Source organism: Coprococcus sp. AM97-35, from assembly GCF_027697525.1.
GTDB classification, from domain to species: Bacteria; Bacillota; Clostridia; order Lachnospirales; family Lachnospiraceae; genus Allocoprococcus; species Allocoprococcus comes.
Genome location: NZ_JAQESL010000012.1, coordinates 50,793 through 66,975 on the forward strand (window position 1 = coordinate 50,793; position 16,183 = coordinate 66,975).

Consider the following 16,183-nt stretch of genomic DNA (forward strand, 5'->3'; position numbering starts at 1 on the left):
TGATTGGGGACGAAATGCAGGAAATAAATAGAAAAAGCTTGCAAATTTTGAGAGTTTCCGTTAAGATATTGCGAAAATGGTAGAAAACATTGAGAAAGGAAAGAAGGTATGTTTCAGACAATTATTGGGGCGGTCAGCTCATTTATGTACAGCAAACTTCTGGTGATTATGCTGATCGGAGCAGGTTTATATTTTACAATCCGGACAAGATTTCCACAGGCGCGTTTATTTAAGAGAGCCTGTGAGTCCGTGATGGAGAAGCCGGACGATAAAGAGGCAATCTCATCATTCCAGGCATTGATGGTTTCAACGGCATCGAGAGTAGGAACAGGAAATATTGTCGGGGTGTCATCAGCAATCTGTATTGGGGGATTTGGTTCTGTATTCTGGATGTGGGTGATTGCGATCATCGGAAGTGCGTCAGCACTGATTGAAAGTACGCTGGCACAGATTTATAAGAAAAAGGGAGAGGATGGGAAATGCTATGGTGGTCCGGCTTATTATATCGAGGCGGCGCTGCATTGCAGACCACTGGCAATCGTGTTCTGTATTGCCATGATCATGACTTATGCATTTGGATTCAATATGCTGGCATCCTATAATCTGCAGTCTACATTTTCCGGATTTTCTTTTTATGATCCGAAGGTAAGCCCATGGATCATTGGCGGGATTCTGGCAGTTCTGACCGGATGGTGTCTGCTTGGCGGCGGTAGCCGTATTGTAAAGGTGACATCGATGGTTGTGCCGGTGATGGGACTTGCATATATCGGGATTGCGCTGATTGTGGTTATCATCAATATCCGCAATGTACCGGAAATGTTCCTCCGCATTTTTGAGGAAGCGTTTGATTTCAAAGCAATTTTCGGAGCATTTGCAAGCTCCGCAATGATGCAGGGAATCCGCCGGGGACTGTATTCTAACGAAGCCGGAATCGGTTCGGCGCCGAATGCATCCGCTTCTGCAAACGTCAGCCATCCGGTCAAACAGGGACTGGTTCAGATGTTGTCTGTCTTTATCGACACGCTTTTACTGTGCACGGCAACGGCGATGATGTGTATGTCATCCGGCATTGATCCGACAAAAGAAATGCAGGGCGCGCCATGGGTTCAGGCTTCCCTTCAGGAGTCACTGGGAACATTTGGACCGGTATTTATCACGGTGGCGATGGTATTTTTTGCGTTTACAACGTTGCTTGGAAATTGCTTCTATTGCGACAACCTTCTGACCTATATTCATAAAAAGGAACCAGACAGAAACTTTATGCGAGGGTTCCGTCTGGTATCGGCATTTGTTGTATTTTTAGGGGCAGGAATGGAAATGTCACTTTTGTGGGATCTTTCGGATGTGCTGATGGGCGTGATGGCTCTGATCAATATTCCGGTGATCCTGATCCTGTCCGGGACGGCATTTAAGGCATTCCGGGATTATGAAGATCAGTTGAAGCGGGAAGTAAATCCGGTGTTTAAAAGTGCAGATATTGAGCTGGAGCAGAAGACGGATTTCTGGAATTAGGGAATCTGCGAGAGTGGTTCGGAAAATGATGGAAGGCTGTGAATTGGATTTGACAAAAGTTGTTTTGTGATAATTTGGCGTGAAATCCGGCTTGACAAATTTTGAAGGATACGGTAGTATGACAAAAGAAGAGAAAATTACAGGCTATGAAGAGAACAAGTAGCAGATGACAAGGCTCAGACAGAAAGTAACCGGTTGATGAGAGGTGCACGAAGAGTCAGATGCGAATACATCTCGGAGCTTCACGCCGAACACGCGTAAGTGTAAGTAAGTTGTGACGGAGTGGCGGACGTTATACCTGCTGCGGTAATGTTAGTTACTGACTGAGGCATTCGGTGTGAGCCGGGTGTGAATTAAGGTGGTACCACGAGAGAATATACCTCGTCCTTAAAGGCTGATTGGCCGGAGGACGAGGTTTTTTGTCGGAAATTTTTGAAGGGTGGTTTAAGGGGGACGCCATCCGGAATCTATTTCTATTTGTCTGCGGGTTCGGCGACTGATACTTCTAAGATTTTGAAAATTTGTTAAGGGCATGATTGAAAATCCATAACTCGCTGCGCTCAGACAGATGGATTTTCAATCATAACACAAATTTCCAAAACCTAAGAAGTATGAGCATTCGCCTGCACATGCAGTCAAATAGAAATGGATTCCGGATGGCTGACATCCTTGAAAAACTTCGAAGAGTTCCGGACAGGGACGCATCCTTCTTCCGGCGGAGAAGATTGGCTGTGAATAAGATAAAAAGATTGGTAAGAGAAAGGAAATTAGGAAAATGGGTATTTATGAAGAGCTGCAGGCCAGAGGATTGATTGCGCAGGTTACGGATGAGCCGTTAATTAGGGATCTGGTGAATAATGGGAAGGCTACGTTTTATATTGGGTTTGATCCGACGGCAGACAGTCTGCATGTTGGACATTTTATGGCACTGTGCCTGATGAAGAGACTGCAGGAGGCTGGTAATAAGCCGATCGCTTTGATCGGGGGCGGTACTGCTATGATCGGGGATCCGTCCGGTAGAACAGATATGCGTCAGATGATGACACCGGAGACAATCCAGCACAACTGTGACTGCTTTAAGAAGCAGATGAGCCGTTTTATTGATTTTTCAGACGGGAAAGCACTGATGGTTAATAATGCGGACTGGCTGATGGATCTGAATTATGTGGAAGTACTTCGTGAAGTCGGAGCACATTTCTCCGTAAATCGTATGCTGACTGCAGAATGCTACAAACAGCGTATGGAAAAGGGACTGAGCTTCCTTGAGTTCAACTACATGATCATGCAGAGCTATGATTTCTATATGTTATACCAGAAATACGGCTGTAATCTTCAGTTTGGCGGAGATGATCAGTGGAGCAACATGCTTGGTGGTACAGAGCTGATCCGTCGTAAGCTTGGTAAGGATGCAAGTGCGATGACAATCACACTGCTTCTGAATTCAGAAGGAAAGAAGATGGGTAAGACACAGTCTGGAGCTGTATGGCTTGATCCGGAAAAAACTTCTCCGTTTGAATTCTACCAGTATTGGAGAAATGTGGCAGATGCAGATGTTCTTAAATGTTTACGTATGCTGACATTCCTTCCGCTTGAGCAGATTGATGAGATGGACAAATGGGAAGGCGCACAGCTTAACACAGCAAAAGAAATCCTTGCGTTCGAACTGACAAAACTGGTTCACGGCGAAGAAGAAGCTACAAAGGCACAGGAAGGTGCACGTGCACTGTTCAGCTCAGGAAATGCAGCAGATATGCCGACAGCAGAGCTTTCTGATGAAGATTTTGCAGACGGATCTGTCGATATCCTGACACTGCTTCACAAGAGTGGACTGGTTGCTTCCAAGTCAGAAGCACGCCGTGCCGTACAGCAGGGAGGAGTTGCTGTTGACGGAGAAAAGGTTTCCGATATTGCGACAACATTTACAAAAGCAGACTTTGAAGGTGAAGGAAAAGTCGTAAGAAAAGGAAAGAAGAATTTCCGTAAAGTAATTGCAAAATAAGAGGATAGAAAAATGAGTTTTACAGAAATAAAAGCAGAAGAATTAAAGGATAATCCATTTGACCTGATCGGAAAACAGTGGATGCTGATCACAGCAGGAAATGAAGAAAAATGTAACACCATGACAGCAAGCTGGGGTGGTGTTGGAATTATGTGGGGCAAGCCGACTGCGACAGCTTATATCCGTGATTCCCGTTATACCAAAGAATTTGTGGACAGAGAAGATTATTTTACGCTGGCATTCTTTGGAGAAGAGCATAGAGAAGCGTTAAATCTCTGTGGAAGAGTTTCCGGAAGGGACGAAGATAAGATCAAAGAAGCCGGTCTGACACCATATTATGTAGATGGAACAGTTGCGTTTGAAGAAGCAAAAATGATCTTTGTATGCAAGAAGGTTTATGTACAGCGCATGGGAGAAGAAAATTTTGTTGAGAAAGCAAATCTTGACAAATGGTATGCTGACAAAGATATGCATAACATGTATATGGGAGAAATTAAGAAGATTCTTGTGAAAGAGGATTAGGCTATGTGTAGTAGAATACAGAAGCTGACTGTAGTTCTGGCCTCTGCATCACCGCGCAGGACAGAACTGCTGGAACAGGGAAATATAAAGCATGTAGTCATGCCGTCACACTGTGAGGAAGTAATTACATCCCAGGTTCCAAGCCAGGTTGTGGAAGAACTTTCTGCGCAGAAAGCAGAAGATGTCTACCAGCAGTATGAAAAGAAAAATGCAGGGGATTTTCTGGTGATCGGTTCGGATACGGTGGTTGCAGCAGATGGAAAGATTCTCGGAAAGCCAAAGGATAAAGAAGAGGCATATCAGATGATTTCCATGCTTCAGGGAAAAGCGCATCAGGTTTACACCGGTGTTACGCTTCTGATAAAGAAGGATGGGAAAAAGATCCGGAAGACATTTCATGAATGCAGTGATGTGCATGTATATCCGATGTGCAAGGAAGAAATCCGGGAATATATTGCAACAGGAGAGCCGATGGACAAGGCAGGAGCCTACGGGATCCAGGGTGCATTTGGCATGTATATCCGTGGGATTGAAGGCGATTATAATACGATCGTGGGTCTTCCTCTTGCGAGAGTTTATCAGGAAATGAAGGAATATATTTATTAAAAAAGAAACTGGGAGAGATGACTTGTTGGAAAAGTCATCTCTCCCAGTTTTTTAGGAAGAAAAAGTTTTATTTCAGATACTGCACACTGTATGGTGGCATTTCGAGCTGGCCGTTCATCTGGATTTCATTTCCGGTGAGCAGATCAGTCATAGTTCCCCCGAGTTCGTCGTTGTGTGCGGTAAATGGTGTATCCGATGCGTTAATTGCAACCAGCATCCGTTCATCATCTGTTTTGCGCTCAAAGATGAGTTGATGATTAGTAAGGACAACATTGCGATAACTTCCATGGCAAAGAGCATTGCTTCCGGTTCTGACATGGATCATTTTTTTGATCTGTTCAGTCAGTGCATTCGGTTTTGGCGCATCGAAGCATGGGCGGAGAGCATAGTCATTGTCCGGAGCTTTTACTCCTTCCTCACCCCATTCACTTCCATAATAAATGCAAGGAACACCCGGCATACCAAGAAGAAGACCGTAAGTCAGCGGCAGGTGGTTCTTGTTGGTCAGGATACTTGCAATTCGGGTCACATCGTGGTTGTCAACAAAAGACATCAGATGTTTTCCACGGTAAATGCACCACTGTTCCGGTCCGTACTGACGGTTCAGAGAGTGCGCGATCTCAAACATGTTCATGCTGTTGAAGCTGGAATAAATGCCTTTATAGCATTCATAGTTGGTGCAGCTGTGCAACATTTCGTCATTGACGATCTGATTGTAATCCCCGAAGAGAACCTCTCCGATCAGTGCAAAGTCAGGTTTTAATTCCTGACAGAAACTGCGCAGACGTTTCATGAAATTGCGGTCCAGGCAGTATGCAACATCAAGCCGGAGACCGTCGATGTCAAATTCATCGATCCAACCCTTTACACATTCCAGAAGATAATCTACAACAGCAGGATTGGCAAGATTCAGTTTGACCAGTTCAAAATGTCCTTCCCATCCTTCATACCAGAAACCGTCATTGTAGCAGGAATTACCGTCAAAATTGATGCAGAACCAGTCTTTGTATGGAGAATCCCATTTCTTTTCCAGTACATCGTTAAATGCCCAGAAGCCACGTCCTACGTGATTAAACACACCGTCAAGAACGATTTTTACATTGTGTGCATGGAGATCTTTGCATACTTCTTCGAAATCTTCATTGGTTCCGAGACGGCAGTCGATTTTTTTATAATCCCTGGTGTCATAACCATGATTGTCTGATTCGAAAATTGGATTTAATAATATAGAAGAGATACCTAAGGATTCCAGATAACTGCTCCAGTCCTTTAATTTTAAAATCCGGGATACGGTTTTGCCGTCATTTGCGGTCGGAGCGCCACAGAATCCAATTGGATAGATCTGATAAAAAATTCCTTCATAAGCCCACATATTCTAGTACCTGCCTTTTAGTCAAAATTTGGATAAAAATCCCATATATCTATTGTATCAGATAGAGTCAAATGATGGTATACTATTTAAAGCAAAAGTGGAATTTGTAAAAATGTAATGATATGGTAATGTTTTTGAAAAAAGGAGAAAGGGAAGCTATTTTTTTTGTTGCAATTTATAGTTGCTTTTATTATAATTTATAGTGCGTGAAAAGGTATTTGTGCATAATAATGCACAAATCATGGAGAGAAAAATGTGGCAGTTTATACTAGGAAGTACAGGATTTATTCTGTATTTTATTTATGATATTAACAGTGTTCGTATGAAGAATGCCGTATTACAAAAATTTTTTGCAGTTGGGAGTATTCTCGTTGTAGTATCGCTGATTGCAGAGCTTTATGCAGCATGGGGGAGCTGCCATCGGAAGATCGGAACAATGACCGGATTTGGATTAGGAGGACTCCTTTTCTTTTGTCTGCTCATTTATACGTTGTTTTTTGCGCTTCCCTTTGAAGAAACCTATTGTGAAGAAAATAAACTGCGTGCGGCTTATACGGAAGGTATGTATGGATTGTGCCGCCATCCTGGTGTTTTATGGTTTGCGGGAGCGTATCTGTGCATGTGGGGAATGGTCGGTGGATGGAAGCATGGGATTTATTTTTTACTTATGATTTTCTGGAATTATCTGTATATTATTTTTCAGGATCTGTGGACATTCCCACGGACATTTTTTAACTATAAAGAATATCAGCAAAGTACGCCGTTTCTGATACCGAACAGAAAAAGCATACTGGTGTGCCTGCGTACTATCAGAAAAAATGATTGATCTGGAGCGGACAGTCTATGAATTTAAAAGAAAAATTAAAAAAACAACAGTATAATGAAATATGGCAGCAATACTGTGGATTTCTGGATCTGTCGATGGACGGCTACATGAAAATCCAGCGGCGGCTGATGGAAGAACAGATCCAGCTGTGGAGTAACTGTGGACTTGGACAGTCGATTTTGAAAGGAAAACATCCCCGAAATCTGGATGAATTCCGTAAAATGGTACCACTGACGGAGTATGAAGATTATGCAGATATTCTTTTGACCAAGCAGCCTGATATGCTTCCTGGGAATCCGGTGATCTGGATTCAGACAACCTGGGAAGGCGGGAAACATCCGATTAAGGTTGCGCCATATACAAGAAGTATGCTGGATACCTACCGGAATAATGTGACAGCATGTCTGATTTTATCGACCAGCAGGAAAAAGGGATCTTTTGATGTTGCATCTACGGACAAATTTCTGTATGCGCTGGCACCGCTTCCGTATGCTACCGGACTTTTTCCACTGGCACTCGGGGAAGAAATCGATATCGAGTTCCTTCCGGCAGTAAAAGATGCTGTGAATATGAGTTTCAGCGAACGAAACAAGCTGGGATTTAAAATGGCGATGAAAAAAGATCTGGGATTTTTCTTTGGCCTTGGAAGTGTGGCTTATGCAGTAAGCCTGAGCCTTTCTTCGCTGACCGGTGGCGGTGGTATCCAACTATCAAGTCTTCTGAAATGCAGACCGCATATGATTTTCCGCCTGATACAGGCAAAGTACCGCTGCAAAAAGGAGAATCGGAAATTACTTCCAAAGGATTTATTCCATTTAAAAGGGTTCATGGTAGCAGGGACGGATAATCAGTGCTATAAAGATGATCTGGAAGAACTCTGGGGAATCCGGCCGATGGAATTGTTTGCCGGTACGGAACCATCTATAATGGGGACAGAGACCTGGACGAGAAAAGGAATGTATTTCTTCCCGGATACGGCATTTTATGAATTTATCACAGAGAAGGATATGTTGAAAAATCATGAGGATCCGTCTTATATTCCACCGACATATCTGATGGATGAAGTCCGGCCGGGAGAAAAATATGAGCTCGTATTTACAATTTTGAAAGGCGGTGCATTCGCGAGATATCGCTGTGGTGATATGTACCGGTGTGTCGGACTGCAAAACAGGGAAGATGAAACGCAGATCCCCCGTTTTGAATATGTGGACCGGGTACCATGGATCATTGATATTGCAGGATTTACAAGGATTTCAGAAAATGGGATCCGAAATGTGATTCGTCTGTCAAAGCTTCCGATCACAAACTGGGTTGCGGCAAAGGAATATAATGAACAGAAGCGCCCATATCTGCATATGTATGTAGAACTGGAACGGGAATCCTTGCTGAACAGTGCCATGAGCGCCGATATTTTAAAAGAGTTACTGAGTACATATTTCAAATATATTGATCAGGATTACCGTGACTTGAAGAAAATATTGGGAATGGATCCTTTACAGGTTACAATTTTTACGTGCGGAACATTTGAAACTTATGAAAAACAGACTGGAAAAAAACTGCATCAGATGAATCCTTCTTATTATGATTTGAAGGCGTTGCTGGAAGTGCAGGAATGTTTGAACAAAGTGAGATAAGAGGGAATTATGGGAACCTATGGATATATTTCAATCATAGCAATGGTGTGCTATGGATTTATGCTGCTGATGTTTCTGACAGCGAAGCGAAATAAAATTGTAAATAGCTTTCTGGTAGTGTTGGCTGGACTGCTTTTCTGGGCTGGAGGATCGGCATTTATGCGTGTTCATCTGTGGCCAAGTTATGAATTCTGGTATCAGGTTTCCCTGCTTGGAATTTTACTACTGCCGTATGCATATTATTGTTTTATTCTGGCATTTGGCGGGGTGAAAAAAGGTCTGCCAGGGAAAATATATCTGGCTGTTATGCTGATCTGTTTTGTGGTAAATATCCGGCATGGGGTATTCCTGGGATGCCCGAATGTGGTGGAAAAGAATGGGCTTCCTACTTTTGTGTATGAGATTAAACCTACTATATTAGTACTCTTTTTCCCGGCTGGGATTTTTTTGATTTATCTTTTCCTTATCCTTGTGCGGATCTGCAAAGCAAATCCCAATATGAAAGTACAGTATGAACCGGTCATGGCAGGGGTTCTGGTGTTGTTTGCAGGGAATATGTTGCTTGGAATACCATTTTTCAGTGGATTTCCGATTGATATTTTAAGTGGTGTTGTAAATGTATTTTTCCTGTTTTATGCACTGATCCGCAGACGTCTGTTCCGGCTGCAGATGCTGGCATCGCCCAGTCTGTGTTACGGTGTGGGATTTTTGTTTTCTGTTATTGTATTTTTGAATGTAATTCCATATCTGCAGAAAATCTTCCATATACAGATGAATAAGAATACAACGCTTTATGCCCTTGCTTTTGCAATTGTGTTTCTGGTGATTTATGCGCTGTTTACTTTTTTGTGGAAGCTTCTGGTACGCAGTGTGTTTGTCAGGGAAGAAAATTATCAGACAGAAAAAATCAGGGAGTTTAGCTCTGCAATTTCGAAGACGCTGGATTTAAATGAAATTCTGGACAAAACGATCAGTGTCATGAAAGAACTGATGGATGTTGGAAATATCTATATTTGTATGCAGGATGCACCGGGACAGCCATATCGGGGAGTGGCAAGTGATCAGCCACTGAATGATCTGACATTTACGATGGAAGAAGAAAACCCGATGATCCAGTGGCTGAAAGAACATGAAGAGCCGATCATTTACCGGGATTTCCGTTATACCGTGGAGTATAAGTCGATGTGGGAGAGTGAAAAACACCGGCTGGATAAGAAGCATATCCGTTACTGTGCAGGGATGAAAGACGGAGAATGCCTGGTTGGTGTGATCCTGATCACAGATGCTTCGGCAAAAAAACGGCTGGTATATGATGAGGTGCAGCTGATCTCGTCTGTTACGTCGGTTGCATCGATTGCGATTAAGAATTCAAGATTGTACGAGAGAGCCCGCCAGGAAGCCAGAACAGATGAGATGACCGGATTACTGAACCGGAAATATTTCTATGAAGTGCTGAATGAAGAGCTTGAGAAAAACAGGGAGGCATCGCTGGCACTTGCGATCATCAATGTAGATGATTTTAAATTGTATAATCAGTTGTATGGGGTGAAAGAAGGAGATCTGTGTCTGCAGCGGATTGCAGATATTATCAGAAGCAGTGTCGGAGAAAGTGGATACACGGCTCGCTATGGAGGAAAGGAATTTGCGGTTCTTTTACCGGGATATGATCTTTTTTCCGCCAGAAATATGGTGGAATCTATTGCAAAACAGATTTATGTTATGAATAACCGCAGAACGGATATGAAGCTGAAAGCGGTAACTGTGAGTGCCGGTATCAGTGCGACTCCTTATGCGGCAAGGAATGTGAAAGAGCTGATGGAAAATGTAGATCTGGCAGTTTATCATGTGAAACATAATGGAAAAAATGGGATCCAGGTCTTTGATATGATGTTTCGGAACAACAGTGAGGGGAACAATACAAGGAATCACACCCATATTTATCAGGAGTATGAGTCTACGATTTATGCGCTGACGGCGGCAATTGATGCGAAGGATCACTATACGTTCAGCCATTCCAACAACGTAGCTTATTATGCAACGTCACTGGCGACGACCCTTGGAATGAACGAAGATATGATAGAGATTATCCGGCAGGCAGCACTTCTGCATGATGTCGGTAAAATCGGTATTCCGGAGTATATACTCAATAAAGAGGGAAAACTGACAGATGAAGAATATGAGATCATCAAAGGGCATGTAGAGGCATCGATCGATATTATCCGTCACCTTCCATCGCTGGATTATGTAATTCCGGCAGTCATCGGTCATCATGAGCGGTATGATGGAAAAGGATATCCACGCCGGATCGCAGGAGAAGATATTCCACTGACTGCGCGGATTTTGTGCGTGGCAGATTCTTTTGATGCCATGACATCCAAACGATGTTATAAAAAAGCATTTCCTATTGAAGTGGCACGGGAGAAGCTTCTTCAGGATGCAGGCAGACAGTTTGATCCTGATCTGGTATATAAGTTTGTTGAATGCCTGGATAATGGCAGTATTACACTGGTGAAGGCAGAAGAAACTGTGGACAATCTGAAAGAAATACTGTAGAAAATTCCCACAAAAAAGTGATGAAAATCAGCAAGAAACAGTTGACAAAAGCCTGTTGGTATAATATAATATGAAAGTATGACGTGAGAAGAAACAGTTTGCACCAAAGCCCCGGAGTGAACTTGTTTTCTATAGAATCTACAATGAAAATAATTAGTAAACTGAAATTCATAGGAGGTCAACCAATGAAAACTTACATGGCTAATCCAGATAAGATTGAAAGAAAATGGTATGTAGTTGACGCTGAAGGACAGACACTTGGACGTCTTGCAGCAGAAGTCGCTAAAGTTTTAAGAGGAAAAAATAAACCGGAATTTACACCGCACATTGATACAGGTGACAACGTAATTGTTATCAACGCTGAAAAGATCAAAGTTACAGGAAAGAAATTAGATCAGAAAGTATACTATCATCACTCAGATTATGTAGGAGGAATGAAAGAAACTACATTAAGAGAAATGATGGCAAAGAAACCGGAACAGGTTATCGAACTTGCTGTTAAAGGTATGCTTCCAAAAGGACCTTTGGGAAGAACAATGATCAAGAAGCTTCACGTATATGCTGGAGCAGAACATGCTCATCAGGCACAGAAACCAGAAGTTTTAACATTTTAGTCAGAGGTTTGAAAGGAGGAAATAAAAGTGGCAACAGCTAAATTCTACGGAACAGGAAGAAGAAAAAAATCTATCGCAAGAGTATACCTTGTACCAGGTACAGGTAAGATCACAATCAATAAAAGAGATATCGACGAATATTTAGGACTTGAAACTCTTAAAGTTGTAGTTCGTCAGCCATTAGTTGCAACTGAAACAGTTGATAAATTTGACGTTCTCGTTAACGTACGTGGTGGTGGATACACAGGACAGGCAGGAGCAATCCGTCACGGAATCGCAAGAGCACTTCTTGAAGCAGATTCTGATTACAGACCGGTACTTAAGAAAGCCGGATACCTTACACGTGACCCACGTATGAAAGAACGTAAGAAATACGGTCTCAAAGCAGCTCGTAGAGCACCACAGTTCTCAAAACGTTAATTTGGAGCAATGTGGCTGCGGGAAAGACGAAGTTTTTTCGAGTTCATTTTCAAAAAATACAAACCTCAGAAACCTTGTGTTTCTGGGGTTTTTTGTCTGTTATATTGAAAGCCCTCCGGTTTCCGCATATAATAAAAGACAATGTGTAAAGAAATGAATCAGGGAGAATAATAAAATATGAGTATATTAAATGTAGAACATCTGACACACGGTTTTGGTGACCGTGCCATTTTTGATGATGTATCGTTCCGTCTTTTAAAAGGGGAGCATATCGGTCTTGTAGGAGCAAACGGAGAGGGTAAATCTACCTTTATGAGTATCGTTACCGGGAAACTTATGCCGGACGAGGGAAAGGTAGAATGGGCAAAGAATGTGCGCGCAGGTTATCTGGACCAGCATGCAGTCCTTCAGAGTGGAATGACGATCCAGGACGTGCTGAAAAGTGCATTTGATCCGCTTTTACAGAAGGAGCAACGGATGAACGAGATCTGTGAGAAGCTTGGTGAAGTAGACGAGGATGAGATGAATCTTCTGATGGAAGAGCTTGGAACGATCCAGGATGAGTTGACACTGCATGATTTTTACACGATTGATGCAAAGGTAGAGGAAGTGGCAAGGGCACTGGGACTTCTGGATCTGGGACTTGACCGTGATGTTACAGATCTAAGCGGAGGTCAGAGAACGAAGGTTCTTCTGGCAAAGCTTCTGCTTGAGAAGCCGGACATCCTGCTTCTGGATGAACCGACAAACTATCTGGATGAAGAGCATATTACGTGGCTGAAGCGGTATCTGCAGGATTATGAGAATGCATTCATTCTGATTTCCCATGATATTCCGTTCCTGAATGAAGTGGTAAATATCATCTATCATATGGAGAACCAGGAACTGAACCGCTACGTAGGAGACTATGAACATTTCCAGGAGGTCTATGCAGTTAAGAAAGCACAGCTTGAGGCAGCATACCGCAGGCAGCAGCAGGAGATCAGTGAACTGAAGGACTTTGTGGCAAGAAATAAAGCCCGTGTTTCTACAAGAAATATGGCGATGTCCAGACAGAAGAAGCTGGATAAAATGGATGTAATTGAGCTGGCAGCGGAAAAGCCGAAACCGGAATTTAAGTTCCGTTACGGACGGACTCCGGGAAAAATGTTATTTGAAACAAAGGATCTTGTAATCGGTTATGATGAACCACTTTCCAAGCCGCTGAATTTCCAGATGGAAAGAGGACACAAGATTGCGATTGTCGGAACCAATGGTATTGGAAAGACTACATTTTTGAAGAGTGTACTTGGTCTGATCCCGGCAATTTCCGGCGAGTGTGAGCTTGGGGAAAATCTTCAGATCGGCTATTTTGAACAGGAAGTTAAAGGAGAGAACAAGACAACCTGTATTGAAGAACTGTGGCAGGAATTCCCGTCATTTACCCAGTATGAAGTGCGTTCCGCCCTTGCAAAATGCGGACTCACTACCAAGCATATTGAGAGCCAGGTAAGGGTACTGAGTGGTGGTGAACAGGCAAAGGTAAGACTTTGTAAGCTGGTCAACAGGGACACGAATCTGCTGATCCTGGATGAGCCGACCAATCATCTTGACGTGGATGCAAAGGAATCTCTGAAAAAAGCGCTTCAGGAATACAAAGGAAGTATTCTTCTGATTTGCCATGAGCCGGAATTTTATCAGGATGTGGTAAATGAAGTGTGGGATATGAGCAAGTGGACAATGAAAGTATTTTAAAAGTGTTGTGCAGAAGACCTTTCGGGACTATCCTGAAAGGCCTTTTTGTGTTACTATTTATTTAGAGCGTATCATTTTAGTTATTACTTTTTATTTTATAGGAAATTCCGAAGGAACTTCCTATGAAATAAAAAGCACTACGTGCGGGAGATGCGCACTCGCACGAAGATGAAGAATGTCGCAAGCGACTGCGCTCGGCGCGAGAATGTACCGAGGTACATTCTTTTTTACAAAGCCGTTATATAAGCTTTACAGAAGTAAGATAGAGCCTGTAAAGTGCAACGTCTATAATAAAACGTGTTTCAGAAAAGAAAGGATGGGATAATATGCCGTCAACCTATGCACATTACATTTTCGGACAGCAGATCAGAGGCAGATTAAGCGGATATGAGAGAAAAGTTATTGATAAATACCCGGAGCTTTTTAATATTGGACTTCATGGACCGGATATTCTTTTTTATTACAGACCACTTGGCAAGAACAAGGTCAATCAGTTGGGAAGCCGTATGCATAGCGAGAGCGGAGCAAAGTTCTTCGTTCATGCAGCAAAGGTTTTACATACACACGACCAGTATGAGAAGCATCTGGCTTATGTATATGGAGTGCTCTGCCATTTTGCGCTGGATGTGACCTGCCATGGTTACGTGGAACAGACAGTAAAAGAGACTGGTCTTGCACATATTGCAGTGGAGGGCGAGCTGGACCGTAAGCTGATGATTATGAATGGAGAAAATCCAGTGAGCAGGAGGCTGACCGGACATATTGTTCCTTCTATGAAAAATGCGGTAATTATAAAAGATTTTTATCGCGGAATTACAGCAAAGGAAGTCAAAAAAGCACTGAATGGAATGGTATTTTATGACAGGATTCTTGTCTGTCCATCTAAAATAAAGCGGATGGCACTTTATGCAGCACTTAAAGTGGCAGGACTTTATTATGATTTTCATGGGTTTATTATCAAGTATCATGAGAATGGATTCTGCAGAGAACAGATAAGAAGACTGCTTCATCTTTATGAAAAAGCAGTTCCACTGGCAGACAAACTGATCTGTGAATACAAACCGTTTCTGGAAGGAAGCGCTACATTAGATTCTGTATATGCCTACACATTTGGTTCTCAGCTTCCGGGCAAGGAGGATACGTTAAATGAAAACAAAACTGACAAAACAGGAGAAAAACTGGATACTTTATGATGTCGGAAATTCTGCATTTACACTTCTGGCAGCAACCATTTTACCGATTTATTTCAACTATATTGCAGGAAAGCAGGGACTTTCGTATGTACAGTATCTGGCATACTGGGGATATGCAGTATCCATTGCAACCTTGCTTACGGCACTTGCAGGACCGGTATTTGGAACCGTTGCAGATACAAAAGGCTATAAAAAACCAGTTTTTACAATTGCACTTGGAATCGGGGCAATTGCTTCAGTTGCTCTGGGATTTGCGAAGTACTGGCTGGCCTTTCTGGTAGTTTTTGTCATTGCAAAGGTCGGATATTCCGTAACACTGGTATTTTATGATTCCATGCTTGTCGATGTGACATCGGAAGACCGGATGGATGAAGTCTCTTCCCAGGGATATGCGTGGGGATATATCGGAAGCTGTGTACCGTTTGTAATCTGTCTTCTGGTTGTGTTAAATGCAGGGAAGATTGGGATTACAATGGAGATAGCAATGATGGTTTCCTTTGTGATCATCACGGTATGGTGGGTAATTATGACATTACCACTTCTGAAAACTTATCACCAGAAGTATTATGTAGAAAAGAAGCAGCATGCTTTTTCAGAAAGTTTCAAAAGAATCGGCATTACTCTGAAAAATGTAAAGAAGGAGAAGAAGGTTTTTCTGTTTCTTCTGGCGTTTTTCTTTTATATTGACGGGGTTTATACGATTATTGATATGGCAACTGCATATGGATCAGCACTTGGACTTAGCAGTACAGGGCTTCTTCTTGCATTGTTGCTTACGCAGATCGTAGCTTTCCCATTTGCGATTATTTTCGGAAGACTTGCGAAGAAATATTCTGCAGAAAATCTGATCACAGTATGTATCGTGGCATACCTTGGAGTGGCAATTTTTGCGATTTTTCTGCATTACCAGTGGCAGTTCTGGGTTCTTGCTGTCTGGGTAGGCATGTTCCAGGGAGGTGTGCAGGCGCTTTCAAGATCTTACTTTACGAAAATTATACCGGCGAACCAGTCAGGTGAATTTTTCGGCTTAATGGATATTTGCGGAAAAGGCGCGTCCTTTATGGGAACAACGATCGTGAGCCTGATCTCGCAGCTTACCGGCAATATCAATATTGGTGTGGGGATGATCGCTGTCTTGTTCGTGATCGGAATTATTTTATTCCGGAGAGCGGCAGCGCTAGAATAAAAATAAAGGATA

13 protein-coding genes are annotated in these 16,183 nt (G+C 42.6%); 12 read left to right on the plus strand and 1 reads right to left on the minus strand.

Annotation, left to right across the window (positions count from 1 at the left end; translation table 11 throughout):
- Positions 1-108 precede the first annotated feature (108 nt).
- The 4 genes from PG840_RS10255 to PG840_RS10270 all read left to right on the plus strand — a co-directional run bounded on the left by PG840_RS10255 (position 109) and on the right by PG840_RS10270 (position 4,639).
- A complete protein-coding gene (locus PG840_RS10255) occupies positions 109-1,512 on the plus strand; it encodes an alanine/glycine:cation symporter family protein (protein WP_270613611.1) in 1,404 nt (467 codons plus the stop codon).
- 775 nt (positions 1,513-2,287) lie between these two features.
- On the plus strand, positions 2,288-3,511 hold the full coding sequence (gene tyrS, locus PG840_RS10260) for a tyrosine--tRNA ligase (RefSeq protein ID WP_173825810.1): 1,224 nt from the start codon (positions 2,288-2,290) through the stop codon (positions 3,509-3,511).
- A 12-nt stretch (positions 3,512-3,523) separates the two neighbouring features.
- Positions 3,524-4,033: a flavin reductase family protein gene (locus tag PG840_RS10265; protein WP_055156082.1), complete on the plus strand. Its 510-nt coding sequence runs from the start codon at positions 3,524-3,526 to the stop codon at positions 4,031-4,033.
- Positions 4,034-4,036: 3 nt separating this feature from the next.
- Positions 4,037-4,639, plus strand: coding sequence for a Maf family protein (locus PG840_RS10270; protein ID WP_117557080.1), 603 nt, complete (start codon positions 4,037-4,039; stop codon positions 4,637-4,639).
- Positions 4,640-4,706: 67 nt separating this feature from the next.
- Here PG840_RS10270 and PG840_RS10275 read toward each other — a convergent pair whose 3' ends face one another.
- Entirely contained in the window at positions 4,707-6,011 is a 1,305-nt protein-coding gene (locus PG840_RS10275; RefSeq protein WP_270613612.1) for an alpha-amylase family glycosyl hydrolase, read from the minus strand.
- A 253-nt stretch (positions 6,012-6,264) separates the two neighbouring features.
- On the opposite strand from PG840_RS10275, the gene PG840_RS10280 reads away from it, so the two are divergent.
- From PG840_RS10280 to PG840_RS10315, 8 genes are all read left to right on the plus strand, one after another.
- A complete protein-coding gene (locus tag PG840_RS10280) occupies positions 6,265-6,837 on the plus strand; it encodes a hypothetical protein (RefSeq protein WP_118198709.1) in 573 nt (190 codons plus the stop codon).
- 17 nt (positions 6,838-6,854) lie between these two features.
- A complete protein-coding gene (locus PG840_RS10285) occupies positions 6,855-8,471 on the plus strand; it encodes a GH3 family domain-containing protein (RefSeq protein ID WP_270541271.1) in 1,617 nt (538 codons plus the stop codon).
- A 9-nt stretch (positions 8,472-8,480) separates the two neighbouring features.
- Positions 8,481-11,024, plus strand: coding sequence for an HD domain-containing phosphohydrolase (locus PG840_RS10290; protein WP_270613613.1), 2,544 nt, complete (start codon positions 8,481-8,483; stop codon positions 11,022-11,024).
- A 185-nt stretch (positions 11,025-11,209) separates the two neighbouring features.
- Positions 11,210-11,638, plus strand: a complete 429-nt coding sequence (rplM, locus tag PG840_RS10295; protein ID WP_022220779.1) for a 50S ribosomal protein L13 — start codon at positions 11,210-11,212, stop codon at positions 11,636-11,638.
- Between the two features lie 27 nt (positions 11,639-11,665).
- A complete protein-coding gene (gene rpsI / locus PG840_RS10300; protein ID WP_008373223.1) occupies positions 11,666-12,058 on the plus strand; it encodes a 30S ribosomal protein S9 in 393 nt (130 codons plus the stop codon).
- A 177-nt stretch (positions 12,059-12,235) separates the two neighbouring features.
- Positions 12,236-13,792, plus strand: coding sequence for an ABC-F family ATP-binding cassette domain-containing protein (locus PG840_RS10305; RefSeq protein WP_270613614.1), 1,557 nt, complete (start codon positions 12,236-12,238; stop codon positions 13,790-13,792).
- Positions 13,793-14,118: 326 nt separating this feature from the next.
- Positions 14,119-14,985 carry a zinc dependent phospholipase C family protein gene (locus PG840_RS10310; RefSeq protein WP_195251062.1) on the plus strand — a complete coding sequence of 289 codons (867 nt, stop codon included), beginning with the start codon at positions 14,119-14,121 and terminating at the stop codon, positions 14,983-14,985.
- Complete coding sequence (locus PG840_RS10315; protein ID WP_270613615.1) at positions 14,939-16,171, plus strand: MFS transporter; 1,233 nt, start codon at positions 14,939-14,941, stop codon at positions 16,169-16,171. Before PG840_RS10310 ends, PG840_RS10315 begins: the two co-directional genes overlap by 47 nt.
- Positions 16,172-16,183: the final 12 nt, after the last annotated feature.